21 protein-coding genes are annotated in these 25231 nt (G+C 71.1%); 3 read left to right on the forward strand and 18 right to left on the reverse strand.

The window, feature by feature from the left end:
• Positions 1 to 44: 44 nt before the first annotated feature.
• The 4 genes from DFJ67_RS39125 to DFJ67_RS39140 form a co-directional block, all read right to left on the reverse strand.
• The gene (locus tag DFJ67_RS39125; RefSeq protein WP_116074310.1) at positions 45 to 2576 is read right to left on the reverse strand and encodes an ATP-binding protein; all 2532 of its coding nucleotides are present in this window, start codon (positions 2574 to 2576) and stop codon (positions 45 to 47) included.
• 31 nt (positions 2577 to 2607) lie between these two features.
• Positions 2608 to 3183: an ASCH domain-containing protein gene (locus DFJ67_RS39130; RefSeq protein ID WP_116074312.1), complete on the reverse strand. Its 576-nt coding sequence runs from the start codon at positions 3181 to 3183 to the stop codon at positions 2608 to 2610.
• Complete coding sequence (locus DFJ67_RS39135) at positions 3183 to 4844, reverse strand: serine/threonine-protein kinase (RefSeq protein ID WP_239097246.1); 1662 nt, start codon at positions 4842 to 4844, stop codon at positions 3183 to 3185. Before DFJ67_RS39135 ends, DFJ67_RS39130 begins: the two co-directional genes overlap by 1 nt.
• Positions 4845 to 4947: 103 nt before the next feature.
• Complete coding sequence (locus tag DFJ67_RS39140; RefSeq protein ID WP_116074314.1) at positions 4948 to 6282, reverse strand: glycosyltransferase family 4 protein; 1335 nt, start codon at positions 6280 to 6282, stop codon at positions 4948 to 4950.
• Between the two features lie 233 nt (positions 6283 to 6515).
• Here DFJ67_RS39140 and DFJ67_RS39145 point away from each other — a divergent pair, with 233 nt between their 5' ends.
• A complete protein-coding gene (locus DFJ67_RS39145) occupies positions 6516 to 9170 on the forward strand; it encodes an MGH1-like glycoside hydrolase domain-containing protein (RefSeq protein WP_116074316.1) in 2655 nt (884 codons plus the stop codon).
• Positions 9171 to 9196: 26 nt separating this feature from the next.
• Entirely contained in the window at positions 9197 to 10180 is a 984-nt protein-coding gene (locus tag DFJ67_RS39150) for an MBL fold metallo-hydrolase (RefSeq protein ID WP_116074318.1), read from the forward strand.
• On the opposite strand, the gene DFJ67_RS39155 is transcribed toward DFJ67_RS39150, so the two are convergent.
• The 12 genes from DFJ67_RS39155 to murD all read right to left on the reverse strand — a co-directional run bounded on the left by DFJ67_RS39155 (position 10177) and on the right by murD (position 22271).
• Entirely contained in the window at positions 10177 to 10398 is a 222-nt protein-coding gene (locus DFJ67_RS39155) for a hypothetical protein (protein WP_116074320.1), read from the reverse strand. The genes DFJ67_RS39150 and DFJ67_RS39155 overlap by 4 nt on opposite strands.
• Positions 10399 to 10430: 32 nt before the next feature.
• Positions 10431 to 11033, reverse strand: coding sequence for a nucleotidyltransferase family protein (locus DFJ67_RS39160; protein ID WP_239097245.1), 603 nt, complete (start codon positions 11031 to 11033; stop codon positions 10431 to 10433).
• A 719-nt stretch (positions 11034 to 11752) separates the two neighbouring features.
• The gene (locus DFJ67_RS39165; RefSeq protein ID WP_116074322.1) at positions 11753 to 12448 is read right to left on the reverse strand and encodes an HAD family hydrolase; all 696 of its coding nucleotides are present in this window, start codon (positions 12446 to 12448) and stop codon (positions 11753 to 11755) included.
• Positions 12445 to 12690 carry a hypothetical protein gene (locus DFJ67_RS39170; protein WP_116074324.1) on the reverse strand — a complete coding sequence of 82 codons (246 nt, stop codon included), beginning with the start codon at positions 12688 to 12690 and terminating at the stop codon, positions 12445 to 12447. Before DFJ67_RS39170 ends, DFJ67_RS39165 begins: the two co-directional genes overlap by 4 nt.
• On the reverse strand, positions 12687 to 14357 hold the full coding sequence (locus tag DFJ67_RS39175; protein ID WP_116074326.1) for a bifunctional 3'-5' exonuclease/DNA polymerase: 1671 nt from the start codon (positions 14355 to 14357) through the stop codon (positions 12687 to 12689). The genes DFJ67_RS39170 and DFJ67_RS39175 overlap by 4 nt, the downstream gene beginning before the upstream one ends.
• Before the next feature lie 29 nt (positions 14358 to 14386).
• On the reverse strand, positions 14387 to 15340 hold the full coding sequence (locus DFJ67_RS39180; RefSeq protein ID WP_116074328.1) for a carbohydrate ABC transporter permease: 954 nt from the start codon (positions 15338 to 15340) through the stop codon (positions 14387 to 14389).
• An 8-nt stretch (positions 15341 to 15348) separates the two neighbouring features.
• Positions 15349 to 16290: a carbohydrate ABC transporter permease gene (locus DFJ67_RS39185; protein WP_116074330.1), complete on the reverse strand. Its 942-nt coding sequence runs from the start codon at positions 16288 to 16290 to the stop codon at positions 15349 to 15351.
• A 14-nt stretch (positions 16291 to 16304) separates the two neighbouring features.
• On the reverse strand, positions 16305 to 17732 hold the full coding sequence (gene ngcE / locus DFJ67_RS39190) for an N-acetylglucosamine/diacetylchitobiose ABC transporter substrate-binding protein (RefSeq protein WP_116074332.1): 1428 nt from the start codon (positions 17730 to 17732) through the stop codon (positions 16305 to 16307).
• A gap of 30 nt (positions 17733 to 17762) precedes the next feature.
• The gene (locus tag DFJ67_RS39195) at positions 17763 to 18515 is read right to left on the reverse strand and encodes a sugar isomerase domain-containing protein (RefSeq protein WP_116074334.1); all 753 of its coding nucleotides are present in this window, start codon (positions 18513 to 18515) and stop codon (positions 17763 to 17765) included.
• Positions 18512 to 19438: a MurR/RpiR family transcriptional regulator gene (locus tag DFJ67_RS39200; protein ID WP_116074336.1), complete on the reverse strand. Its 927-nt coding sequence runs from the start codon at positions 19436 to 19438 to the stop codon at positions 18512 to 18514. The genes DFJ67_RS39195 and DFJ67_RS39200 overlap by 4 nt, the downstream gene beginning before the upstream one ends.
• Positions 19439 to 19604: 166 nt before the next feature.
• On the reverse strand, positions 19605 to 20897 hold the full coding sequence (locus DFJ67_RS39205; protein ID WP_116074338.1) for an aspartate aminotransferase family protein: 1293 nt from the start codon (positions 20895 to 20897) through the stop codon (positions 19605 to 19607).
• A gap of 36 nt (positions 20898 to 20933) precedes the next feature.
• Entirely contained in the window at positions 20934 to 22271 is a 1338-nt protein-coding gene (gene murD, locus DFJ67_RS39210) for a UDP-N-acetylmuramoyl-L-alanine--D-glutamate ligase (RefSeq protein WP_116074340.1), read from the reverse strand.
• 58 nt (positions 22272 to 22329) lie between these two features.
• Between murD and DFJ67_RS39215 the strand changes: the two genes are divergently transcribed.
• Positions 22330 to 23670, forward strand: a complete 1341-nt coding sequence (locus DFJ67_RS39215) for a MurL-like N-terminal domain-containing (RefSeq protein ID WP_116074343.1) — start codon at positions 22330 to 22332, stop codon at positions 23668 to 23670.
• Here the strand turns inward: DFJ67_RS39215 and DFJ67_RS39220 are convergent.
• The gene (locus DFJ67_RS39220) at positions 23667 to 24473 is read right to left on the reverse strand and encodes a TrmH family RNA methyltransferase (RefSeq protein WP_116077188.1); all 807 of its coding nucleotides are present in this window, start codon (positions 24471 to 24473) and stop codon (positions 23667 to 23669) included. The two genes, DFJ67_RS39215 and DFJ67_RS39220, sit on opposite strands and share 4 nt — an antisense overlap.
• A gap of 43 nt (positions 24474 to 24516) precedes the next feature.
• Positions 24517 to 25140, reverse strand: a complete 624-nt coding sequence (locus tag DFJ67_RS39225; RefSeq protein ID WP_116074345.1) for a TetR/AcrR family transcriptional regulator — start codon at positions 25138 to 25140, stop codon at positions 24517 to 24519.
• Between the last annotated feature and the right edge of the window lie 91 nt (positions 25141 to 25231).

Genomic DNA, 25231 nt, shown 5'->3' on the forward strand with positions numbered 1-25231 from the left:
GTCATCGGACCTGCTCTTGGCCGTTCGTCCGGTTTGCCCCGAAATCAGGGGCCAGCCATCGCGAAATCAACGGCCGAACGGAGATCGTCCGCGCTGCCCCGGGCCCAGGCCGCCGTGAACTCCTGATCTCCGAGTTTTTCACGTAGCGCCCGCAGGCCGTCGAGGCCCCGGGGCCAGTCCGGCACATAGGTCTCCAGCCAGGCCGCCGACGAGGTGCGCAGCGCTCGCCTGGCGGCAGTCAACCGGACCGCGCGGGCGTATTCGCCCCTCCGCGCGCCGAGGTCGGCGAGCGCCGCCAGGTAGACCGTCACGCTTCCCCGGTCGCCGGCCTCCGCGGCGAAGGTCATCCCCTCGCGCAGATGGCGCTCGGCCGCGTCCAGGTCGCCGTCGATCAGCACCGTGGCCGCGAGGCTGTAGAGGTTGGTGACGGTGCCGAGCCGGTCGTGCGAACGCAGGGCGGTCTCCAGACCGTCCCGGAAGATCCGTGCGGCTGTCAGGGTGTCGCCGCCCCGGAGCGCGATCAGCCCGAGCTGGCTGTAGTAGAGCGAGCGCACCCAGTCGGCGCCGGTGCGCTCGCCGAGCCGCCGGGTCTCCTCGAGCAGTTCGCGGGCGCGGGCGAAGTGCTGGCGCCGCATGGCGATCATGCCAAGCATGCCGGCGGCCAGGGCCGCGTTCTGCTCGTCGCCGAGTGCGCGCAGCGCCACCCGCGCCGCCGCCAGGTCGGACTCCGCCCGGTCGATGTCGCCGCTGACGAAGGCGGTCGCGCCGGTGCCGACCCGCAGGCGCGCGGTCGCCTCCTCGGAGAGCCCCCGAGCCTCGTCGGCCACCTGGTTCATATATCGGGCGCTCTCCTCGACGTGGCCGTGCAGCCACCAGAATCCCCAGAGCGCGAAGCCGAAACTGATCGCCTTCTCCCACTCGCGCTCGTCGAGGAACCAGTTCATCGCCGCCTTGAGGTTCTCGTGCTCGGTCTCCAGCCGCGCGATCGCCGACGTCTCGCGGCCCAGCAGCGGTTCGAGCCGCTGAGCCAGATCGAGGAAATAGTCGGCGTACGCGGCGTGCGCCTCGTGCCAGCGACCGATGTCCCGTAGCCGACCCAGTGCGTACTCGCGGATGCTGTCCAGCATCCGGAACCGTGCCTGGTCCTCCCGTAGCTCCTGCTTGACCAGGCTGTTGGAGACCAGGACGTCGAGCATTTCGAGGCCGTCGGAGTCCGGGAGGGCCTCGACCGCGGCCAAGTCGACGCCGCCCGCGAACACGCCGAGGCGGCAGAACAGCACCCGCTCCGGGTCGGCCAGCAGGTCGTAGCTCCAGGCGATGGTGTTGCGCAGGGTGCGCTGCCGGACCGGCAGGTCGCGGGCGCCGCCGCCGAGCGTGCTGACGCCTTCGCGGAGCCGGGCCAGCAGCGTCTGCGGCGACAGGACCCGAACCTTCGCCGCCGCCAGTTCGATGGCCAGCGGGAGACCGTCGAGCCGGCGGCAGATCTCGATCACCGCCGGGGTGGTCTCCGGCGTCAGCGCGAAGTCCTGCCGGGCCGCGCGGGCCCGCTCGACGAAGAGCCCGACCGCGCCGGTACGCGCGTCGCTGTAGTCGCTCTCCGGATCGGGCAGCGGCAGCGGTGGCACCTCGGCGGTGTGCTCGCCGGTGAGCCGCAACGGCGCCCGGCTGGTCACCAGGGCGGTGACCCGGGGAGCCGCCGCGAGCAGCGTGCTGATCATCGGTGCGGCCGAGGCGACCTGCTCGAAGTTGTCGATGACCAGGAGCAGGGCGCGGGTGCGCAAATAGGCCTGGACGTCGTCGATCGGCGGCCGGCCGGCGGTGGTGCGCAACCCCAGCGCCTGGGCCATCATGGCGCCGACCAGGTCCGGTGTGGTCACGGTGGACAGCGCCACGAACCGGACCCCGTCCGGGTACGCGCCGGCCAGCGTCGTCGCCAGCTCGGTGGCGAGCCGGGTCTTGCCGACCCCGCCGGGTCCGGTGAGCGTGACCAGGCGTACCCCCGGATCGGTGAGCAGGGTCCCGACCTGCTCGATCTCGGCGTCGCGGCCGAGGATCGGGGTGGCCGGGGCGGGCACCGACGCCTGCTCGACGGCCGGTTCGCCCGCGTCGGCCTCGAACCGCTCGCTGAGCAGCAGGGCGATGTCGTCGCGGACGAGCTGGCGCAGGTCGCCCGGCGTGGCGAAGGTCCGGTAGGAGATCCGCCCGTCGCGGCGGATCCGGTCGAGCATCGCGGCCAGCCGCGGTTCCCGGTCCGGCGCCGGCTCCTTGACGTAGACCAGCTTCGGCAGCTCGCCGGCCAGGTCGAACTCCGCCTCGACGCCGTCGCGTTCGCCAGGCGTGGACCCGTGACTCTGCCAGTAGACGCCGACGAAGAGGTGGCTCTCGGCCACGTAGGCCTCGACGAGATCGCGGCGCGCGTGGGGTCGGGCGGCACTCTCGAACATCACCGGGATCAGCCGTAGCCCCAGCACCGCGTCGCGCACGGCCCGGCGCTCGGGGGCCAGCTCCTGGAGCGTGGAGCTGATGAACACCCGAAGTCGGTCATCGGGCGTTCTGATGTGATTTGCCCCCGTCACGCTTCGAGGCTAGCCCGCTCCGAGGTTGGCCCTAGCCCGCTTCGAGGTAGGCGCGGCCGCGTGGCGACAACCGGTAGCCGACGAGCAGGCTCTCGGTCAGGCCGAGGGCTTTGAGCTTGCGCACGTCGATCTTGAACGGCAGGGTGTCGCGGCCGACCGACGCGGCGAGGTCGGGTGCGCGTACGCCCGGGTGATCGCGGACCAGGCCGAGCGTGGTGGCCGTCCAGGGGCCGTGCGGGCTGGCCTTGTCGAGCCGGGCCAGGCGGGCGTCGAGGGCGGCCCGGGCCGCGTCGTCGAGGTCGGCGTCGGCGGCCAGCACACTGCGCGGGTCGGGCGTGTCGAGGCGGCGGAAGCGCAGCAGGTAGAGCCGGCCTTCGCCGGCGGGCACGTCGGCCAGGAACGCGGCGAGCGTCGGGAAGCCGGCCGCGTGGGCGTCGGCGGCGCGCAGCTTCGACGCGGCGACCGGCTCGACGGAGAGCATCTCCACCATGCCCTGGCCGGTGCGGTAGTGGCCGCCCGCGACCACCTGCGGCCGGCGCCAGCGGCGCAGCGCGACGGTGATCGTGCCGTCGGAGATCCCGTCGCGTAACCGCTGCTCGAAGCGCATCAGTCGGCGATCCGGGCCTCGAAGCCCGGCGGGCGGAAGCTGAGCTTGATCGTCGGGAGCAGCCGCGCGTTCCAGTCGATGGCCGGGCAGATCCAGGTGACGATGTAGGCCCGGTCGCCGTCGTTGTAGAGGAAGCGGGCGGCCTTGAGGGGCGCGTTGTCCTGGGTGAAGTCGAACTGCCACTCGGCGCCGCCCTCGAGCACGTCGAACGGCTCGATCGTGACCTCGTGGTAGTTGGGCAGCCGCGCCTGCCGCGCCATCGTCTTCCAGTAGGCGACCGGGTCCTTCGGTCGCACGACCAGTTCCTCCACGCTCATCATCCGCTCGAAGTCGCCGCTGTAGAGGCACGTGGTGGTCAGGCCCTCGGTGTAGACCCGCCAGCCGATCACGGCCGCGAAGCGGTAGCCGGCCGGCGAGCCGGTATACCAGGTGAAGCCATCGTTCAGGGCCAACTCCCCCGCCGGCACCGGCTCCGGCGCGACCGGGTTGGTCACCGCGTTCCCGGGGTTCTGGCAGGGCATCAGGCCACCACCGACGCCGCCGGCGGGCACGGTCGCGCTGGGCGAGGGCGTGGCTCCGCCGGCCACCGTGTCGTTGTCGGGCCGGTTCATCGCCCAGGCGGCACCGGCGGCCAGGAGGGCGACCACCAGGCCCGCCCCGATCACCGCGACCCGCTTGCGGCCGCGCCGGCCGGTGCCGAGGTGCTCGGTCACGCCGCGGCCGAACCAGGCGGCCGCCCGGGGCCGCCCGTCAGGGTCGAGCGCCACGGTCGGTGCCGACGACGGCTCGACCTCCGGGGCGCCCTCGGGGCGGCGGGGCCGGGGCAGCCGGCGCGGTCGCGGCTTGACGCTCGGGTCGATCACCCGGCGGAGTTGGCGGTCGACCTCGTCGGCGGTGAGCCGGTGCCGGGGATCCTTGCGCAGCAGGCCGGTCAGCACCGGGCGCAGCGGGCCGGCCAGCTTGGCCGGGTCGGGCGGGCTGGTGGCCAGCGCGGTCAAGGTGCCGAGCGTGGTGCGCCGGAAGAACGGCGAACGCCCTTCGACGGCGGCGTAGAGCGTGGCGCCGAGCGACCACATGTCGGCCTCGGCGGTCGAGGTGCCGTCGCTGGCGCGTTCGGGAGCCACATACTGCGGCGAGCCCATCACCAGGCCGGCCCGGGTGACCGCGCTGTCGCCGTCGAACGTGGCCAGCCCGAAGTCGGTCAGCACCACCCGGCCGTCGTCGCTGATCAGCACGTTGTGCGGCTTGACGTCGCGGTGCAGCACCCCGCGGGCGTGTGCGGCGCAGAGCGCGTCGAGGATCTTGAGGCCGATCTCGGCCACCCGGGCCGGCGCCAGCGGCCCCTCGCTCTCGATCACCTGGTGCAGCGAGCGGGACCGGACATACTCCATCACGATCCAGGGGCTGCCCTCGGCGTAGACCACGTCGTAGATCTGCACCACGTTGGGGTGGCTGAGCCGGGCCGCGGTGCGCGCCTCGCGGAGGGTGCGCTGGCCGAGTTCCTCACGCTCCGTGGCGCTCATCCACTCGGGTGGTTGGACCTCTTTGACCGCAACGTCGCGATGCAGCATCTCATCGCGGGCGAGCCAGACACGACCCATCCCCCCGCTGCCCACCGATTCAAGCAGCCGGTAACGCTCGGCGATCAGTAGCCGGTGCACACCGTCCGATCCCTGTTGGTCCGCGAATCAACCATAGTGACCGTAGCCGAGTTGATGAAGCCCCGGTCGATGGAGTGATTGTCCCGCGGATGGGACCGAGCCGCTATGCCACGTCGAGACCGAGCAAGTTACCCGCGGGTACGACCAACTTGGGCTGCCCGTACGCCATCCGCGCGGCGGCTTCCTGGGTGAGGAACGACGGTGACTGGCGGATCGCGCTGCTGTAGGCCGCCGCCGTGCGGGCCGCGATCGTGGACCAGCCGTATCGCTTGGTCACCATCGTGCGCGCCTTCTTGGCCACCTTGCGGGCGAACACCGCGTCACCGAGCAGCGAGTCGACCGCGCCGGCCAGCGCGTCCGGGTCGCTGTGCGGGAAGGTCACGCCGGTGACGCCGGACTCGACGATCTCGGCGAGCCCGCCGGTGGCCGCCACGGCCAGCGGCGCACCCGCGGCCGCCGCCTCCAGGGCCACCATGCCGAACGGCTCGTAGAGGCTCGGCACCACGGTCGTGTCGGTCGCGGCGAGCAGCGCGGGCAGGGTCGCCTCGCTCTGGAAGCCGACGAAGCTGACCTTGTCGGGGATGCCGAGGCGGTGCGTCTCGGACTCGAGTTCGCCGCGGAACGGGCCGTCACCGGCGATCACCACGCGCAGGCCCGGGTGCTGCGACGCCAGCCGCGGCACGGCCCGGATGATGTGCTGGACGCCCTTCTCGTACACCAGGCGCCCGGCGAAACCGACCAGTGGTCCCTCGCCGGCGAACTGCTTGCGTGCGGTCGCGACCGCCCGCGGGCCGGCCCGCCAGACCCGGTCGTTGACCCCGTTGGGGATCACCTCGACCCGCTCGGCCGGCAACTCCAGCAGCCGGGACACCTCCCACTTCATGTAGGACGAACAGACCAGGATCCGGCACGCCTCGCGGGCCAGCCACCACTCGACGCTGTGGATGCAGCGGTTCATCTCGTCGGGCAGCCAGCCCTGGTGCCGGCCGGCCTCGGTGGCGTGGATGGTGGCGACCAGCGGCAGGTCGAGGTGTTCCTTGAGAGTGACCGCGGTGTGCGTGACCAGCCAGTCATGGGCGTGGATGACGTCGTACTCGCCGGTCTCGGTGGCCCGCAGCGCGGCCCGGGTCAGGGTGTGGTTGAAGGCCATCGTCCAGGCCAGCAGCGAGGGCGTCGCGAGGGGGAAGTTGGGCGGGTCCTCGGGCGCGCGGACCACCCGTACCCCTTCCATGTATTCCTCCAGTGGCGCGCCGGCCGCGTGCCGGGTGACCACGGTGACCTCGTGTCCCGCCGCGGCGAGCGAGGTGGCGAGCGAGTGCACGTGCCGGCCGAGGCCGCCGACCACCACCGGCGGGTATTCCCAGGACAGCATCAGGACGCGCCTGATGCCCGGACCGGTGACCGGTCCGTTGTCGAGAACGTCGGCGGTGCGTTTCATGGCCCGGCCCCCTCGCGGTCAACCCTGGACATACGGCAATAGGCACCCGAGCGGGTGCCGGCGCGCCAAGTGGGTCGTTTGGGAGCCTAGGGCAATCTGATCGAAATGCGCCTCAATGCCGCGAAATATGTCGTTTACCGGCGCGCCATCGGGCAAGATGCGGTCCCTAGTGGACTCGGGTGGACTCGGGTCGTAACACGGGCGTCGCAGAATGATCAGGGAAGATCAGTGACATGGAGGTGAACGCCAAGGTGCTGGCCGAACAGGCACGGCTGGCAGAGGCCGACAGTGGTGCGCGGCCGTGGCGTTCCTGGGGCCCCTACCTGGCCGAACGCGCCTGGGGCACGGTCCGCGAGGACTACAGCGAGCACGGCACCGCCTGGGACTACTTCCCGCACGACCACGCCCGGTCCCGCGCCTACCGCTGGAACGACGACGGGATGGCCGGGATCTGCGACGACCGGCAGACGTTCTGCTTCGCGCTCTCGCTGTGGAACGGCGTCGACCCGATCCTCAAGGAACGGATGTTCGGGCTCGGCGGCGACGGCGGCAACCACGGCGAAGACGTCAAGGAATACTGGTGGTACGAGGAGTCCACGCCCACCCACTCCACGATGCGCTGGCGCTACCACTATCCGCAGGCCCCGTTCCCCTATGACCGGCTGGTCGCCGTCAACGCGCTGCGCCGCCGCGACGAGCCCGAATACGAGTTGGTCGACACCGGCGTCTTCGCCGACGACCGGTTCTGGGCGGTGACCGTCGAATACGCCAAGGCCGGCCCGACCGACATGTGCGTGCGGATCACCGCCGCCAACCGCGGCCCCGACCCGGCGATCCTGCACCTGCTGCCCACGCTATGGTTCCGCAACACCTGGTCGTGGGGGCTGCCCGGGCGCGACGCGGTGCCGACGCTGGCCGCCGACGGCCACAACCGGCTGGTCGGCAGCCATTGGGTGCTCGGCGACCTGGTGCTCGAGGGCGACGGCTCGCCGGTCCCGCTGCTCTGCGACAACGAGTCCAACGCCAAGCGGCTCTGGGGCCTGCCCGGCGGCACGCGATACCCCAAGGACGGCATCAACGACCACGTCGTGCAGGGCGCGCCGACGGTCAACCCGAGCGGCACCGGCACCAAGGGCGCGCTGCACTACGTGCTCGACGTGCCGGCCCGGTCGGCGGTCACCATCCGGCTGCGGCTGTGCGCGACCGGGCCGCCCGGCGGGCCCAAGCGCCGCGCGCCGGCCCTCGCGCTGGGCGCCGAGCACGACGCGGTGTTCACCGACCGGCGCACCGAGGCCGACGCCTACTTCTCGACGCTGACCCCGCGCGGCGCCTCGGCCGACGAGGCGGCGGTGCTCCGGCAGGCGATCGCCGGGCTGATGTGGGGCAAGCAGTTCTATCACTTCGACGTGCGGCAATGGCTCGACGGCGACCCGGGCTCGCCGGCACCGCCGCCAGGCCGCCGGCACGGACGCAACAGCGCCTGGCGGCACATGACCAACTTCGACGTGATCTCGATGCCGGACCCGTGGGAATACCCCTGGTTCGCGGCCTGGGACCTGGCGTTCCACTGCGTCACCCTGGCCCGGGTCGACCCGGCCTTCGCCAAGCAGCAACTGCTCCTGCTGCTCCGCGAGTGGTACATGCACCCCAACGGCCAGATCCCGGCGTACGAGTGGGCGTTCGGCGACGTCAACCCGCCCGTGCACGCCTGGGCGGCGCTGCGCATCTTCGAGATCGACGGTGGCCGCGACGTCGACTTCCTGGCCCGGGTGATGCACAAGCTGCTGCTCAACTTCACCTGGTGGGTCAACCGGAAGGACGTCACCGGCAACAACGTCTTCGAGGGCGGCTTCCTCGGCCTCGACAACGTGGGCCCGTTCGACCGTTCCGCGGCGCTGCCGGTCGCCGGCGTGCTCGAGCAGTCCGACGGCACCGGCTGGATGGGCATGTACGCGCTCAACCTGCTCGACATGGCGCTGACGCTCGCGGTCAAGGAGCCCGCCTACGAGGACATCGCCACGAAGTTCTTCGAGCACTTCGCCTACATCGCCGCGGGGGCCTACGAGCAGGGGTTGTGGGACACCGAGGACGCGTTCTTCTACGACGTGCTGCGGCTGCCCGACGGTTCGCGGGTGCCGCTGAAGGTGCGCTCGGTGGTCGGCCTGCTGCCGCTGGCCGCGACGGCCTCGCTGTCGGCCATGACGATCAACCGGCTGCCCGAACTCTCGCTGCGGCTGCGCTGGTTCCTGCACAACCGCCCCGAGTACGGCCTGGTGGTCGGCAGCCGGCGCCGCTCCGGTGACGGCCGGCAGCAGCGGCTGCTGTCAATGGTCGCGCCGGAACAGCTCGTACGCATGCTGGCCCGGATGTTCGACGAGACCGAGTTCCTGTCGCCCTACGGGCTGCGCACGCTGTCCCGGCAGCACCTCGACAAGCCGTTCACGGTCTCGCTCGGCGGGCAGGAGTTCACCGTCGGCTACGAGCCGGCCGAGTCGACCAGCGGCCTGTTCGGCGGGAACTCCAACTGGCGCGGCCCGATCTGGCTGCCGACCAACTATCTGCTGATCGGCGCGCTCCGCGAGTTCGGCGCGTTCTTCGGCGAAGACCTGCTGGTCGAATACCCGACCGGCTCGGGCGTGAAGCTGCCGCTGCACACCATCGCCGACGACCTGTCCCGGCGCCTGATCAGCCTGTTCACCCGCGACCGCACCGGCCGGCGGCCGATCTACGGCGCTTGCGACCTCTTCCAGACCCACCCGGACTGGCGCGACCTGATCTCGTTCCCCGAGTATTTCCACGGCGACAACGGGGCCGGCCTGGGCGCCTGGCACCAGACCGGCTGGACCGCGCTGGTGGCCGACCTGATCCTCACCGTACGCCGGCCATAAGCTCATATTTCCGGCATGATGGCTGGATGGAGGCGTCCGTCGCGTTACGTCCGATCGACGGCGTGCACGTCACGACATTGATCGACAACTACACCGACGTGCTGCTGCCCGACGAGGGCCCGATCCGCCGCTGGGGTGCCGCCGGCAGCGGCGGCCGCGCCGCACCGGTGCCCGACTCGATCTCGGTGACCGGCCAGGCCGTCGACGGCCTGCGGGCGGAACACGGCTTCTCCGCGCTGGTCGAACTCCGCGTCGACGGCGCCGCGCGGCGCATCCTGTTCGACGCGGGCGTGACCCCGGACGGCCTGATCGGCAACCTCGACCGGCTGGAACTGCGCCCGGACTCGTTCGAGTCGATCGTCTTCAGCCACGGGCATTTCGACCACGTGATGGGCCTCGACGGGGTCGCCCGCCGCTTGGGCTCGACAAACATGCCGGTCTATCTGCACCCCGACTTCTGGCGCCAGCGCCGACTGGTCTCCGGCCCGGACCGCGCCTTCGAGCTGCCGGTACCGTCACGCGCCGCGATTGAGGGCGTCGGCTTCGAGATCATCGAGGGCCGGCAGCCGTCCTACCTCCTCGACGGCATGCTCCTGATCACCGGCGAGGTCGACCGCACGGTCCCGTTCGAGCAGGGCATCCCCAACCACCAGGCGTTCGTCGACGGCACATGGCAGCCGGACCCACTGATCCACGACGACCAGGCGATGATCCTCCACGTCGCCGGCAAGGGCCTGGTCATCCTGACCGGCTGCGGCCACGCCGGCGTGGTCAACATCGTCCGCTACGCGAAAAAACTGACCGGAATCACCCAGGTGTACGCCGTCCTCGGCGGCTTCCACCTCCGCGCCGGCCCGGTGGTCGACGAAACGGTCGCCGCCCTGGCTCTGGAGTCGCCGACCCTGCTGGTGCCCTCCCACTGCACGTCGTGGCAGGCACAGCACGCCCTGGCCACCGCGATGCCCGCGGCAACCCGGCCCAACACGGTCGGCACCCGCTTCGAGCTCTAGCCGTTCTCGTCGTCGTCGCCGGCTTCCCGATCGCCCTCGATCGCGCTCACGATGGCCCCGGTGATGTCCCCGGCCGGGACGGCGATCTCGTCACCCTCCTCGGCGGCCTTGTCCTCCGGGGCGAGATTCGGCTCGGGCCCGGTGCCGGCGCCGGCAAACCCGAACTCGTTCGGCTCGTTGGGCTCTTCCGGCTCGTCTGCTGTGTCGTTCTGACCCATCTGACCTGCTTACCCCCGGTCAGCGGCGGAAATCATTCCCCCGCGGGCCGGGTGAGCCCGAACGCGGCCACCAGCTCCGGGTTGTCGAGCCGGTTGCCGTCGGCGATCGAGTCACAGGCGATGTCGACGATCTCGTCCTTGTGCGCGAGCAGGTAGGGCCGCGCCCCGACATCAGACTTGGCCAGCGTGTTGACACCGGCCCAGTGCTGGCGGCCGAGCAGCATCGGATAGCTGCGCAACCCGTCGTAGGTGGCGCAGACCAGCGCACCCGGATGCGGGAGCAACGCGACCCGCCGGGCCGCCTCGACGGTCACCCCCGGCATGTCGACGGTCAGCACGAGAACGGCGTCAGCGTTGAGCGCCTCGACTGCCTCCAGCCCGACCCGCAGACTGGAGCCAAGGCCGGTCCCCCACGCCTTGTCGACGACGACGGTCGCCCCGGTGAGCGCGGCAGTGCCGCGCACCTGATTGGCGGCGGCGCCGAGCACCACAACGAGCGGCGCACACCCAACTTCACGGGCGACGTCGCACACGGCGTCGACCAGCAGAGCGTTGCCGCGCCGCAGCAACGCCTCCGGTCCGCCAATGCGCCGACCGCCACTGGCGGCAATGACAAGTCCTGCGATCCGAGCCACGCCAGCCTCCGCACGGCGAGCAGAATCGATACAACGCCAGTCTCACCACACCCACCCGCCCCACACACCCCGCCAGTCGCCTATCTGACGCCAGCTCAGCCCGCATCCCGGGCGTGTCGGACCAGAGGTGAGGGATGTCGTCCGCGCCTACATGTTTTGTTATGTACGCACATGCCAGAACATGTAGCGCGCGACAACACCACCCGCCGGCAAGGCGACACGCCCGGGCGGCGGTGCCGCCGACCCCGCGTGGCTGCCGCGGGCAACCCGCAACCTGCTCGGCGGCGCGGACCAAGCGCCGCGCAGCGGCCGCGACCGACGCCGCGCAACCGCGCTCGGCCCGAGCGAACGCCGCGCAACCGCGCTCGGCCCGAGCGAACGCCGCGCAACCACGCTCGGCCCGAGCGAACGCCGCGCAACCGCGCTCGGCCCGAGCGAACGCCGCGCAACCACGCTCGGCCCGAGCGAACGCCGCGCAACCGCGCTCGGCCCGAGCGAACGCCGCGCAACCACGCTCGGCCCGAGCGGACGCCGCGCAACCGCGCTCGGCCCGAGCGGACGCCGCGCCAACCGCGCTCGGCCCGAGCGGACGCCGCGCCAACCACCCCCAACCCCCGAGACCGCACAAACACGCGGCCCGAAGCAGCCCCGCGCTAACCACCGCGACCCACGCCGCGCAACCGGGGCGGCCCCGCAGCGAGCGCCGCGCTAGCGGCCCGCTACCGAGGCTGCGCAGGCGGAGCGCTTGCGGTCCTGGCCAAGCACGCGAGCATCTCGCTCAGCGGCAGGTCCGCGGCGGTGGACAGCACGAGGCTGGCTCCGGCGCAGTCGGCGGCCTTGACGAAGGGGTTGGGGATGGCGACCGCCGGTATGCCCGCTGCCCGCGCGGCCGCGATGCCGTGTGGGGTGTCCTCGATGGCCACGGCGGATGCTGGTGGTAGGCCGAGTCGGTCGAGGACCAGGCGGTAGATCGCCGGGTCGGGCTTGTGTGCTGCCACTTCGTCGCCGGTGGCGACCGCCTTGAATGTGTCGAAGACGCCGGCCCGGGACAGGTGGCCCTGGACCCAGGTCAGGGGTGAGCTGCTGGCCACCGCGCAGGTCAGGCCGGCCGCGCGGGCCTCGGTCAGCCAGGCCGCGATGCCTGGGCGTAGCGCGAGCGTGCGGTGCAGACGCTCCCGGTGCGCCAGGAAACGGGCGTGGCTGGCGGCGCGGTCGAAGCCAGGGCCGACCAGGGCACCCAGGCGGTCGAGGCGGTGCTGGGTGATGTCGCCGCCGTGGCCGGGCCAGAAGGTGTCGGTCAGGTCGAGGCTCAGCCCGTGGAAGGCCCACTCGGCACGCCATGCCTCGACCAGCGTGGTCTCGGTGTCCATCAGGAGGCCGTCGAAGTCGAAGACCACGGCTGCGAAGGGCGTCATGACAGATAGAAGCGACGCAGCGCGGGAGCCAGGATCGCCGGGTCAGCCACGTGGCCGGGGTGGTCGAGGACCAGCCGCCGCGCCGTCGGCAGGGCCGCGGCCAGCGCGTCGGCCGCCGGGGTGAAGAACGCGTTTTCGGTGCCGTCGTCGAGGCCGCCGCCGACCAGCACCAGCGGCGGGCCTGCGCCGGAGCTGGTGAAGGCGACGGTCGTGCCGTCGCGCGAGCTAACGGAAGCTGTCATTTGGCCTCCGCGTAGCACTCGACCGCCGAGGCCTCCATGGGGAAGCGGACCTCGGTGTCGCCGAACAAGGCCGCGGTCGCCTTGATGCCTGCCGCGTGGACCGCCTCGATGACCGAGTCGGCCTGGTCTGCCGGGCAGTGCACGAGCACCTCGTCGTGTTGGAACAGGACCAGCTCGGCCGGCGTGCCGGCCAGCGCCGTGCGCAGCGTTGCCAGCAGCGCCAGGGCCCACTCGGCCGCGGTGGCCTGGATGACGAAGTTGCGGGTGAAGCGGCCGCGGGCGCGGGAGCGGCCGCTGTCCGGCGCGCCGCCGTCGCCGGACTCGTAGCCGGCATCGGCCAGGGAGACCGACACCGACGACGGTGGGCAGGTGCGGCCCAGCCACGAGCGGACCAGGCCGCCGCCCTCGCCGGTGCGGGCCGCGCTCTCGACGTAGTCGAAAGCCGTCGGGTAGTTGCTGCGCAGCACCGCCAGGGCCGGGATCGCGGCGCCGCCGGTCTGGCCGTACATCGCGCCCAGCAGGGCGACCTTGGCCTTCGCGCGGTCGCCGGCGAAGGCGTCGGTCGCCAGTGCGGCGTAGAGGTCGCCGGCCTGGCCTGCGGCGGCCAGGCGGGCATCGCCGGACACGGCCGCCAGCACGCGCGGCTCCAGCTGGGCCGCGTCGGCCACCACCAGGCACCAACCGGGATCGGCGATCACCGCTCGGCGGACCACCTTGGGGATCTGGAGCGCTCCGCCGCCGCGGCTGGCCCAGCGGCCGGAGACCACGCCACCGGGGACATACTCCGGGCGGAAGCGGCCGTTCTGGATCCACGCGTCGCGCCAGGCCCAGCCGTGTGCCGTCCAGATGCGGAAGAGCTCCTTATAGGCCAGCAGCGGTGGGACGGCCGGGTGGTCGACCTTTTGCAGCGTCCAGGACCTGGTGTTGGGCACGTCGACCCCGGCGCGGTGGAAGGCCTTGAGCAGCTCGCCGGGTGACTCCGGGTGCAGGTGGCGGACGCCGAAGGCCGCCGCGATCTCGGCGGCCAGGCTGACCAGGCGGGCCGGTGGGCCGCCGACCGCCGACGGGGGGCCGAGCAGCTCGCGCAGGAGAGCGTCGTGCACGTCGGCACGCCACGGGAGGCCGGCCGCGCCCATCTCGGCCGCGACCAGGGCGCCCGCCGACTCGGCGGCCACCAGCAGGCGGAAGCGGCCCGGCGATGACGGGACGGCGGACATTCTGGCGCGCTGGTCCGCGTATGCCATGAGGAGATCTTCGAGAGTGACCGACGGGGTGGCCGCGGGCGCCGCGAACAGCGCGTCCTGACCGCCGCCGGGTGGCTCGGCGGTGACCGGTGGTGGGTCGGGCGGCACCGGCGTGCCGCGCAACCGGGCGAGCGCGGCGGCCACCGAGCGGGGTGCGCCCCAGGTGCCCTCGGAGCCGAGCAGGAGGGCCTCGGTCAGCTCGACGTCGTGGCAGCGCTCGACCCGCACCCCGGCGGCGAGCAGCGGCGGGTAGACCGCCATGGTCGACGGCCAGATCCAGCGCGGCTTTTCGGCCGCTTCCCAGGACGCGACCGCCGCGGCCAGGGATGGCACGGTCGCGGCGGCCCCGGCTGGGCGGCCCCCGTCGTCGAGCGGCAGAAGCCGACCCGACCCGCCCTCCCCCGGAACCGCCGCTACCAGCACGGGCCTATTCAACCCGACCGGTATGACAACTACTTGGTGATGCTTCCGGTCAGGCCCGCCTGGACCTGGCGCTGGAAGATGATGTAGACCGCGAGCACCGGGAGCATCGCCATCGTGATGCCGGCGAACATGCCCGACCAGTCTGACTTGTAGCCCTGGTTGACCGACAGGCCGATCAGGGCCTGCGCGATCGGCGCGTGCTTCTCCTCGCCGCCGGCGGGCTGCATCAGCAGGACCGGCAGATACCACTGGTTCCACTGGCCGATCACGTTGAAGATGCCGATGCTGATCAGGCCGGGCTTGGCCATCGGCAGCATGACCCGGAAGAACAGCGAGGTGTGCGAAGCGCCGTCGACCAGGGCCGCCTCCGCCACTGTCGTGGGCAGCGTGCGGAAGAACGAGTGCATGAAGAAGATCGTGAACGACAGCGACCAGGCCGTGTAGACCAGGATCAGCATCACGTACTGGTTGTAGCCGAGGAACGGGATCGAGTTGCCGAGCAGCTCGGTGCCCTTGAAGAGCGGCACCGCGGCCATGTAGACGGGCAGCGTCAAGCCGGCCAGGAACAGGTAGTAGATGACCCGGTTGCCGGGGAACTCGTAGCGGGCCAGCACGTACGCCGCCATCGAACCGAGCAGCATGGTGAGCAGCACGCCGCCGCCCACGATGATGACCGTGTCGAGGAAGACGCCGGAGAAGCCGCCCTTGGTCCAGGCCCGGGTGAAGTTGTCCCAGTGCAGCGAGTCGGGGATCAGCGACAGCGGGTTCTTGATGATCTCGGCGTCGGACTTCAGCGACGACATGACCACCCACAGCAGCGGCAGCACCACCATGGCGCCCCACACCAGCAGGAACAGGTGCGAGAAACCGCTGAGGGCCACGTCGCCGGCCGAGGCGCGACCGCCGGTGGGGCGGGGCTTGCCGGCCGGTGCCGGCTTCACGCCGGCGACGCCGGACGTGGGAGGCGTGGTGACGGTACTCATGCCGACTCCTAGTACTCGATCCGCTCGCGACGGGTGACCCGTAGCTGCACGGCGGCCAGCAGCAGGGTGAAGATGCCGAGGGCGACGGCGATCGCGCAGGCGTAGCCGAACTGGCCCTTGCTGAACGCGGTGAAGTTGATGACCGAGGCGAACACCTCGCTCGCGTTGTCAGGCCCACCCTGGTTGGGCGTCATCACGTAGACCAGCGCGTACATGTCGAGCGCGATGAAACCCAGATAGACCCAGGCGACCGAGACCGAGTCGCGCAGCAGGGGCAGCGTGACCCGGAAGAAGGTCTTCACCCGGGAGGCGCCGTCGAGCGTCGCGGCCTCGAAGATGTCCTTCGGGATGGACTGCATCGCTGCCGAGAACAGCACCATGTAGAAACCGGTGCCACCCCAGACCGCGATCAAAAGCAACCACCAGAGCACCGCGGGTACGCCGAGGAACGGTGTCGGGTCGGCGACGAACGCCAACGGCTTGTCGGCGTCGACCAGGCCGATCTTGATCAGCAGCCCGTTGAGCAGGCCCTGGCCGTCACCCCGGTAGATGGCCCCCCACATGATGGCGATCAGGACCAGCGAGAGCACCTGCGGGAAGAAGAAGATCACCTTGTAGACGTTGGAGCCCCAGACGCCGCGGACCCCGGCCCTGCTCCCGCGCCCTCCCACATTGAGGAGGAACGCGAAGAGCAGGGCCAGCGCGATCGTGAAGACCGGCACGGTGACCAGGAAGAACACGCTATGCCAGAAGGCTTTGCGGATCAGCTCGTCGTGGATCAGCCGGACGTAGTTGTCCAGCCCGACGAACTCCTGTGTGTCGGAGTAGCCGCCCCAGTTCGTGAGCGAGTAGAAGATGTCCTGGATGTAGGGCCACAGCACGTAATACGCGTACAGGACCACTGGCACTGCCAGGAAACTCGCGACGAAGCGGGCTTTACCGTGCCGCATCTCGATGGTCCGTTCTAGGCGTCGCGGGTGAACTTCTTGATGGAGCTGTCCTTGGCCACCTTGTCCGTGGCCGCCTGGAGCGTATCGGCGAACTTCGCCGCGGTCATACGGCCGGCCATGAGCTCGCCGATCGCGTTCTGCTCCGCCTTGTCGATGTCGGCGTACCAGTCGGGGTGCTTGAAGGAGATCAGGTCACCGCTGGCCTTCTTCATGACCTCACCGGCCGAAACCAGCGCGGTCGAGTTGGTGACCTTGTCGCCCGAGCCGGCCCGCGAGGAGAGCGAGCTGGTGAGCTCGGCGAACTTGCCGGCACCTTCGACGGAGAGCATGGCACGGAGGAACTCCATGCCGGCCGCCGCGTTGGCCGCCTTCTTCGGGACGATCCAGTTCTCGCCCGAACCGGCGTACACCGCACCCTTGGCCTTGTCGTTGGCGCTGACGCCCCAGAAGTTGGCCAGCTTCATCTGGAAGCCGGACGGGATGGTCTGGCGCATCTCGTTTTCCAGCCAGGTGCCACACGGCAGGAGTGCGGCCTTGCCATCGAGCCACGCCTGCTGCGACTCGGTGTGGCTCAGGGTCGCGCTGCCGGTCAGCGTGTAACCGTCCTTGACCAGCTTCTCGGTCGCCTCGAGGGCGGCCATGACCTCGGGGGTCTTCCAGCAGCCGGGCTTCAGGTTGTCGATGTCGACCACCGTCTGCTTGCCACCGGACATCCAGATCCAGGACATGATGGCCCAGCGCATGTAGTACGGGTATTTGCCCGCGAACGCGAACGGCGCGGTGCCGGCCGCCTTGATCTTCGGCGCGAGCGCGAAGAACTCGTCGAAGGTCGTCGGGGCGGTCCAGCCGTTCTTGTCGAAGAGCGCCTGGTTGTACCACATGCCGAACACGGTGTAGGCGTAGTTGAGAACGAACACCTTGCCGTCGAACGTGCCGTCGTTGACGGTGCCCGGCAGCAGGGTGTCGCGCACCTTCTTGCTGGGGTCGTCCCAGCTCGGCGCGTCCAGCAGCGGCGTGAGCTCGGTCAGCGCGCCCTCGTTGACCAGGGTGTCGAGCGCCATGATGTCGGCGCCGGCGTTGTTGATCAGGTCGGCGGGGGTGGTGCTGAACTTCGGCTGCTGCTCGGTCTTGATCTTCTGCGTCGAGCTCAGGTTGACCGTGACGCCCGCGTGCTTCTTGTTGAACACCGTGACGTCGAACTTGGCGTACGCGTCGCCGAGACCGCCGTTGAAGACGACCACGTCGACCTTGCCGCTGTCGGCGACGCCGAGCGGGTTGTCGTCGGTCTTGGCCCCGGTGTCGGCCTTGTCGTCCCCGCTTGAACTACCGGCGCATGCGGAGAGCAGTGCGACGGCGGGGGTGGCGAGCAGACCGGCGGCCGCCGTACCGCGCAACAGCGAACGGCGACTGAGGTCCGACGTGCTGTCGGGGAGTTGCGACATCTTGTCTCCTCGATTCATTAGAGATCGGGGTCAAGCGGTACGCCGGAGGCGCCCGGCATATCGCGATTCGAGGGCGTGGTTGTGCGCGTCCCCACCGGGGACGTTGGCGGAGAGGTAGATAGGGGGAACCTCTCCGAGTTGGTGGAACCGTCGTACGACCTCGGCCGTCAACAACTGCGCCAGCAGCGCAGCGGTGACCGACGAGACCGCACAGACCGTGCCGCCGTCGTGCGTCGGCAGCAGTGCGTCGCCATACGGCGCGCCGTTGTCCAGCACGACGTCAGCGAGGTCGGCCAGCCGCCGACCGGACGGATGGCGTGGTGCCACCCGTGTCGTGTGCGCCACCGAGGTGACCGCGATCAGGTGGTGACCGCGCTCCTTCACCAGGGCCGCCAGCTCGACGACCGAGCCGTTGATCCCGGATTGCGAGGCCACCACGAACACGTCATTGGGTTGCGGCCGGGCCAGCGCGTAGATCTGGTGCGCGATGCCCGGGTCGCGTTCGAGCTTGGGGTCGCCGAGCACGTCGCGGTGCGCGTCGCCGTGCAGGACCAGGTCGTGGATGTCGAGCCGGTTGGTCGGCACCAGGCCGCCGGCCCGGCCGACCAGGTCGGCGGCGAACGCGGCGGAGTGGCCGGCGCCGAACGCCTGGAGCACTCCCCCGGCCCGCAGGCTCTCCGCGATCAGGTCCGCGGCCCGCGCGAGCTCGTCGGCCTGCGCGTCGAGCAGCCCATCAAGCAGAGGGAGTACGGCGTCGGCGTAGCCGCGGGCGGAGATGGTCACGCCGCCCCCTTGGCCGTCTTGTGGCCCTCGACCGCTTGCGCGGTGCGCTGGAAGGAGGCGTGCGCCCGGTCGTGGGTGCGCTGCGCGACCGCGATGTAGAGCAGGTCGAGCACCACCAACTGTGGGTGCCGGGCGGAGAGCGCGTCGGGCCGGAACGTCGTCGCCTGCGCCGCGGTCAGCAGCACGATGTCGGCGAGTTCGGCCAGCGGCGAGCGCGGGAAGCTGGTCAGCGCGATCGTCGTCGCGCCCCGGCTGCCCGCCTCGGCCAGCATCTCGATGGTCTCCCGGGTGCCGCCGCTGTGGCTGACTCCGAGGGCGACGTCGCCGGCGCGCAGCAGCGCGGCGCTGGCCAGCCCGTTGTGCACGTCGGTCCAGGCCCACGCGGCCACGCCGATGCGGTGCAGGCTGAACTGCATCTCCTCGCCGACCAGGGCGCTGCCGCTGGCGCCGAAGATGTCGACCCGGGTGGCGGCGGCGATCGAGTCGGCGGCCCGCTCGACCTCGGCCAGGTCGAGCAGCGCGGCGGTGTCGTGCATGGCCCGGGTGTCGGCGGCCATGATCTGCCCGAGCACCCGGTCGAGCGGGTCGGTCGGCTGGATTTCCCGGCCGATGTCGTAGGTCCAGCCCGCCGAGCGGGCCCGCCCGGTCTCGGCGGCGATCCCGAGCCGCAGGTCGGCGTAGCCGTCGAAGCCCAGCGCCCGGCAGAACCGGGTGATCGTGGCGGGCGACGTGCCGCTGCGCTCGGCCAGCTCGACGATCGTCGCGCGGGCGGCGGCGGCCGGGTCGGCGAGCACCTGCTCGGCCACCCGTTGCAACGCGCCGGTGAACTCCGGAAGACCCGCACGCACCCGGAGCAGGACCCCATCGGCGGGCGAGGCATCGACGACCGCTGTGGCGGTCGAGTCGGCCTCGCGCTCCAGCATGGGTCCCGCCTTTCAAAAAGGAGTCTTTACTGTTAGTGGTAAAAGTTCTTACTGAACCCCCCTTCGTGTCAAGACTTTGGGTGAAGTTTTCAAACTGTTACGCGCCGACACGGACACGAAACCCCGCCGGAGATGCTCTCCGGCGGGGTTCTCGATGCGGTAACGGTTACGCGGCGGCTGCCACCTCAATCGCGTTGACCAGGATGTTCAGGGCCTCGCGGGCCTCTTCCTCGGTCAGCGTCAGCGGTGGGCCCATCCGCAGCACGTTGTTGTAGAGCCCGCCCTTGCCGACCAGCAGCCCGCCCTTGCGGCACTCCTCGAAAACCCGGACGGTCGCCGCCACGTCGGGCTCCGTGGTGCCCGGTTGGACGAACTCGATGGCCAGCATCAGGCCCCGGCCGCGGATCTCGCCGACGATCGGGCTGTCACCGACGGCGGCCTGGAGGCCCTCGCGCAGGATCGCGCCGACCCGCGCCGCGTTGCCCTGAAGGTCGTGGTCGAGCACGTAGTCGAGGGTCGCGTTGCCGGCCGCCGTGGAGATCGGGTTGCCACCGAAGGTGGAGAACGAGATCGCCGGCACCTGGTTGACCACCTCGGCCCGGCCGACCACGCCGGCGAGCGCGAAGCCGTTGCCGATGCCCTTCGCGAACGTGAGCAGATCGGGCACCACGCCATGGGCCTGATAGCCCCAGAAGTGGTCGCCGGTGCGGCCCCAGCCGGTCTGCACCTCGTCGGAGATGAGCAGGATGCCGGTTTCGTCGAGCACCTTCTTGAGCGCGCCGAAGAGCCCGTCGGGCCCCGACACGAAGCCACCGACGCCCTGCACCGGCTCGGCGATCAGCGCCGCCACGTCGCCCGCGGTCTGCGTCGCGAGCACCTCGCGCAGGTCGTCAACGGCCGCGTCGACCTGGTCGTCGGTGCCGAGCCGGGACATCAGCCCGCGCAGCTTGTCACCGCTGTGCAGCCAGCTCACCTGGAGCGGGTTGAGCGAGCTCGACGACCAGCTCCGGTGGCCGGTGATGCCCATGGCCGCGTAGGACCGACCGTGGTAGCTGTTGCGCACCGCCAGGATCTGGTTGGACCGCCGGTGGTTGGTGGCCATCAGCAGCGCGGCCTCGTTGGCCTCGGTGCCCGAGTTGGTGAAGAAGACCCGCGCGTCCGGAATGCCGGACACCCGGGCGATCTTCTCGGCCAGCTCGACCTGCGAACGGATCAGGTAGAGCGTCGAGGTGTGCGCGACGCCGGTGCGGAGCTGCCGTTCGACCGCATCCCGGATCTCGGGGATGTCGTAGCCGACCATGGTGGTCAGCACGCCGCCGAAGAAGTCGAGGTAGGTGCGGCCGTCGGAGCAGGTCACCCGCCGCCCGGAACCGGACACGATCTCGAGCGGCTCGGCGTAGTAAATCGGCATCCAGCTCGGCATCACGGCGCGGTGCCGGGCCAACAGGTCGTCGGTCATCCTCACGGTCTAGCACACCGCGACCTGGGACGGGACTCAGGAAGGCGCGGATTCCCTGATCGCCTCGACGTAGACGGCGCTGCGGTGCTCGAAGTTGCGGAACTGGCCGTAGCTGGGCGCTCCCGGCGAGAGCAGCACGACGCCGCCCGCCGGGGTCAGCTCCCGGGCCCGGCGGACCGCCGCCGCGAGGTCGTCGACCACCTCGGCGTGCACGTGGTCGAGGCCCTTGAGGGCGTCGACGATGCGCGGGCCGCTGTCGGGGATGCCGAGCACGGTGATCGCGTCGAGCCGTTCGAGGTGGTCGCGCAGGACCGTGTAGTCGACGCCCCGGTCGTTGCCACCGACGATCACGGTCAACGGCTTGCCTTCGTACGCGTCGATCGCATGGGTTGTCGCGTGTGGGCTGGTCGCCAGCGTGTCGTCGACGAAGGTGAGGCCGGACGGGTCGGCGATCTCGGCCAACCGGTGCGGCAACGGCTCGAAGTCTCTTGCCGCCTCCCGCAGGTCGTCAGCTCGTTCGACGCAGTCGATGCCGAGCGAGGTCAGCACCGCGAGGGCGACGCAGAGGTTGCCGGCGTTGTGCCGGCCGGGCAGGTTGAGCGCGGACCGCGGGAACAGCACCGTGCCGTCGGGCGCGACCACGTCGTCGCCGTCGAGGTGGAAGCCGGCTGGATCGTTGGCCGGGATCGCGCCGGGCCGGTCCCGCACCCGCTTGGCCAGGCGTGCGTCGGCCGCGTTATAGATGATCGCTTTCGGTCCGTGAGCGATCAGGTTGAGCTTGTCGCGGTAGTAGTTCTCTTCGCCGCCGTGCGCGTCGAGGTGCTCCGGGAACAGGGCGGTGAGCACCGCGATCTCCGGCGAGTCGGTCAGGTCGCTGCACTGGTAGCTGGACAGCTCCAGCACGTAGCGCTCGGCGTCGCCGGGCAGGTCGAGCAGGGGCACGCCGATGTTGCCGCCGTAGACGTTGGGCCGGCCGACCGCCGTGAGCAGGTGGCTGATCAGGCTCGACGTGGTGCTCTTGCCCTTACTGCCAGTGACGCCGACGGTGCGGTCGGCGTGGTCGGCCATCCACAGCGCGGTGCCCTGGGTGACCGGAACGCCGGCCGCGCGCAGTTCGCGCATCCACGGATGGGTCTGCGGGATGCCGGGCGAGCGGACCACGACGTCGGCGGCGGCGAGCGCCTCGTAACGGTCGGTGAGCGGCGCGGCAGCGGCGAGCGGGCCTTCCCAGGGCAGGCTGAGGAAGTTGCCGCTGTCGTCGACGGCGACCAGGTCGGCCGGCTGGTGAGCGGCGACGGCCAGCACGGCGGCCCGCCCCTCACGCCCGGTGCCCCACACGGCAACCCGGCGTCCCCGCAGGTCGGCGAGCCTCATACTGGTGCTCCTCGTGGTGTCGAGCCGCCCGGTGGCGGACGCCGACCTAGTATGGCCTGTGCGCAACGACCAGCTCGGCCAGATGGCGACCTTCCGGTTCCCGTCCTCGTCGTTCGACCCGACCACCGGTGTCGCCTCGTTCGACTATGAGCTCGACGGCCCGACCGGAACGCTCACGTTCACGGAGACCGTCACGTTCCCGATGCCGGCGGTGGCGCCCACCGCGGCCCGGCTCGATGCCTTCCACCGGGTGCTGTCGCTGCTGCACCTGGTCGCCGGCGTCAGCTACTACAAGGCGGCCGCGCCGCCGCGGCTCGAGCTGCCCGCGCCGGTCGCCACCGCGGTGGTCGACTACATCACGGCGATCTACACCAAGGGGCTCGCGGAGTACGCCTACCGCAACGACCTGCCACACGTGCTGTCCCTGGTCCCGGCCGTGCCCGGCACGGCCGAGCCGGTCCCGGCGGTGCCGGAGCTGACCGAGGGACGGCCGCTGTCGGCGGTCGGCGGCGGCAAGGACTCGATCGTCACGCTGGAGACGCTGCGGGGCGGCGGGTTCGACCCGGTGCCGTTCTCGGTCAACCCCAACCCGATCATCACGGCGGTCAACGAGGCCTCCGGGGCGCCGGCGCTGGCCGCCCGGCGCCGGCTCGACCCGCTGCTGCTGGAGCTCAACGCCGAAGGCGCGCGCAACGGCCACATCCCGGTCACGGCGATCAACTCGCTGATCGCGGTGGCCACCGCGGTGCTTCGCGGGCTCGGGCCGGTGGTGATGTCCAACGAGCGCTCGGCGTCCGACCCCAACCTGATCTGGAACGGTCACGAGATCAACCACCAGTGGTCGAAGGGCGTCGAGGCCGAGGGGCTGCTGCGCGACGCGCTGGCCGCGCACGCCGGGCTGGTCGACCCCTACTTCTCGCTGCTGCGCACGCTCTCCGAGCTGCACATCGCGAAGCTGTTCGCCGGGTTCACCGGCTACGACGACGTGGTGACGAGCTGCAACCAGGCGTTCAAGCTGAGCAACGCGACCACCCGCTGGTGCGGCCACTGCCCGAAGTGCCGGTTCGTGTTCCTGGCCATGGCGCCGTTCATGTCGCCGGAGCGGCTGGTCCGGATCTTCGGCACCGACCTGTTCGCCGACCCGGCGCAGATCCCGGGCTACCTGGAGATCCTCGGCATCGACGGGCACAAGCCGTTCGAGTGCGTCGGCGAGGTCGAAGAGTCGCTGGTCGCGCTCGGCCTGCTGTCCCGCCAGCCGGCCTGGGCCGGTGCACCGGTGGTGATGGCGCTGGTCGGCGCCGTCCCGCAGGAGGCGTGGGCGGCGGCGTCCGACTCCGAGGTGTTCACCCCGGGCGGCCCACACTTCGTGCCGGCGCCCTACGCCAAGCTGCTGCCTTAGAGCTCGTCTCCGCGGCCCAGCTCCCAGAAGGCGACGGCGGCGGCCGCGGCCACGTTGAGCGAGTCGACGCCCTTGCGCATCGGGATGGCGACCCGCACGTCGCTGGCCTCGATCGCGGCCGGGGTGATGCCCGGCCCCTCGGCGCCGAGCAGCAGGGCGGCCTTGCCCCGCTGTTGGTCGGTGAGCCGTTGCAGCGGGACCGCGTCGGGTGCCGGGGTCATCGCGAGCACGGTGAAGCCGGCCTCCCGCACCTGGGCGAGCGCGGTGGGCCAGGGCGCCAGGGTCGCGTAGGGCACCGCGAACACCTCGCCCATGCTGACCCGCACGCTGCGGCGGTAGAGCGGGTCGGCGCACGTCGGCGAGAGCAGCACGGCGTCGACACCGAGGGCGGCGGCACCCCGGAACACGGCACCGATGTTGGTGTGGTTGTTGACGTCTTCGAGGATGGCCAGCCTCCGGGCATCGGCCAGCAGGCTGGCCAACTCCGGCAGCGGGCGGCGGTGGAAGCTGGCCAGCACGCCGCGGTGCACGTGGAAACCGGTGACCTGCTCCAAAACGGCCTGGCCGGCGGCGTACACCGGAGCGGTCTCGATCAGATCTTTGAACTGGTCGATGCGCTTCTCGTCGACCAGGAACGACCGCGGGCGGTAGCCGGCCCGCAGGGCGCGGCGCAGCACGAGTTCACCCTCGGCGATGAACAGGCCGTGCGGCGGCTCCCAGCGGGTGCGCAGCTCGAGGTCGGTCAACGCCCGGTAGTCGGCGAGCCGCTCGTCTCCGGGCTCGGTGATCATGGTGACCGGCACGCCGGCCATTCTCCGCTGCCCCGCCGGGCGGTGTTTCCCCGGGTCAGCCGGCCAGAGGTTCGGCGTCGGCGTAGTGGCGCGGTGGGGGCGGCGCCGCCAACCCGCCGGTCGCCCGGAGGCCGTCGAGCACGTAGGCCAGGTGCCGCCGCCACGCGTCGGGCGCGGTCGCGACGGTGCGCTCGACCAGCCCGGCGTTGGCCATCAGGATCAGCACCACGTCGGCGTGGGTGACCTCGGCGCGCACGGCACCGGCTTCCCGGGCCCGGTCGATCAGCGCGGTCAGATAGTCGAACGCGATGTCGCGCAGGTCGTCGAGCTCGTCCACTTCGGACATCCGGGCGGTGAGCAACTCGGCCAGCGCGCGGTTGCCGGCCTGCAACTCGCACAGATAGGTCAGGTGGCCGGCGAAGGCCGACCACGGGTCTGGGTCGTCGAGCGCCAGCCTGGCCGCCGCGACCACCTGGCGCAACGGCTCGACGAAGACCGCGCCCACCAGGTCGCGGCGGCGCGGGAAACGCCGGTAGAGGGTGGCGTTGCCGACCCGGGCGTGGCGCGCGATGTCGTCCAGTGGTGCGTCGAGGCCGCGTGCGGCGAACACCGACCGGGCGGCGTCGACCAGTTGGCGGCGGTTGCGCTCGGCGTCGGCCCGCAGGCTCCCGGGAGACATGGCAGATACCTTACGGCGGTAACCGGGGGTTGATCCCCAGTCGTGCTAGCGTCGCAGAAGGAGCTAAGCAGGGACAATCCCCCGGTTAGGT

The sequence above is a fragment of the Asanoa ferruginea genome, assembly GCF_003387075.1.
GTDB lineage: Bacteria > Actinomycetota > Actinomycetes > Mycobacteriales > Micromonosporaceae > Asanoa > Asanoa ferruginea.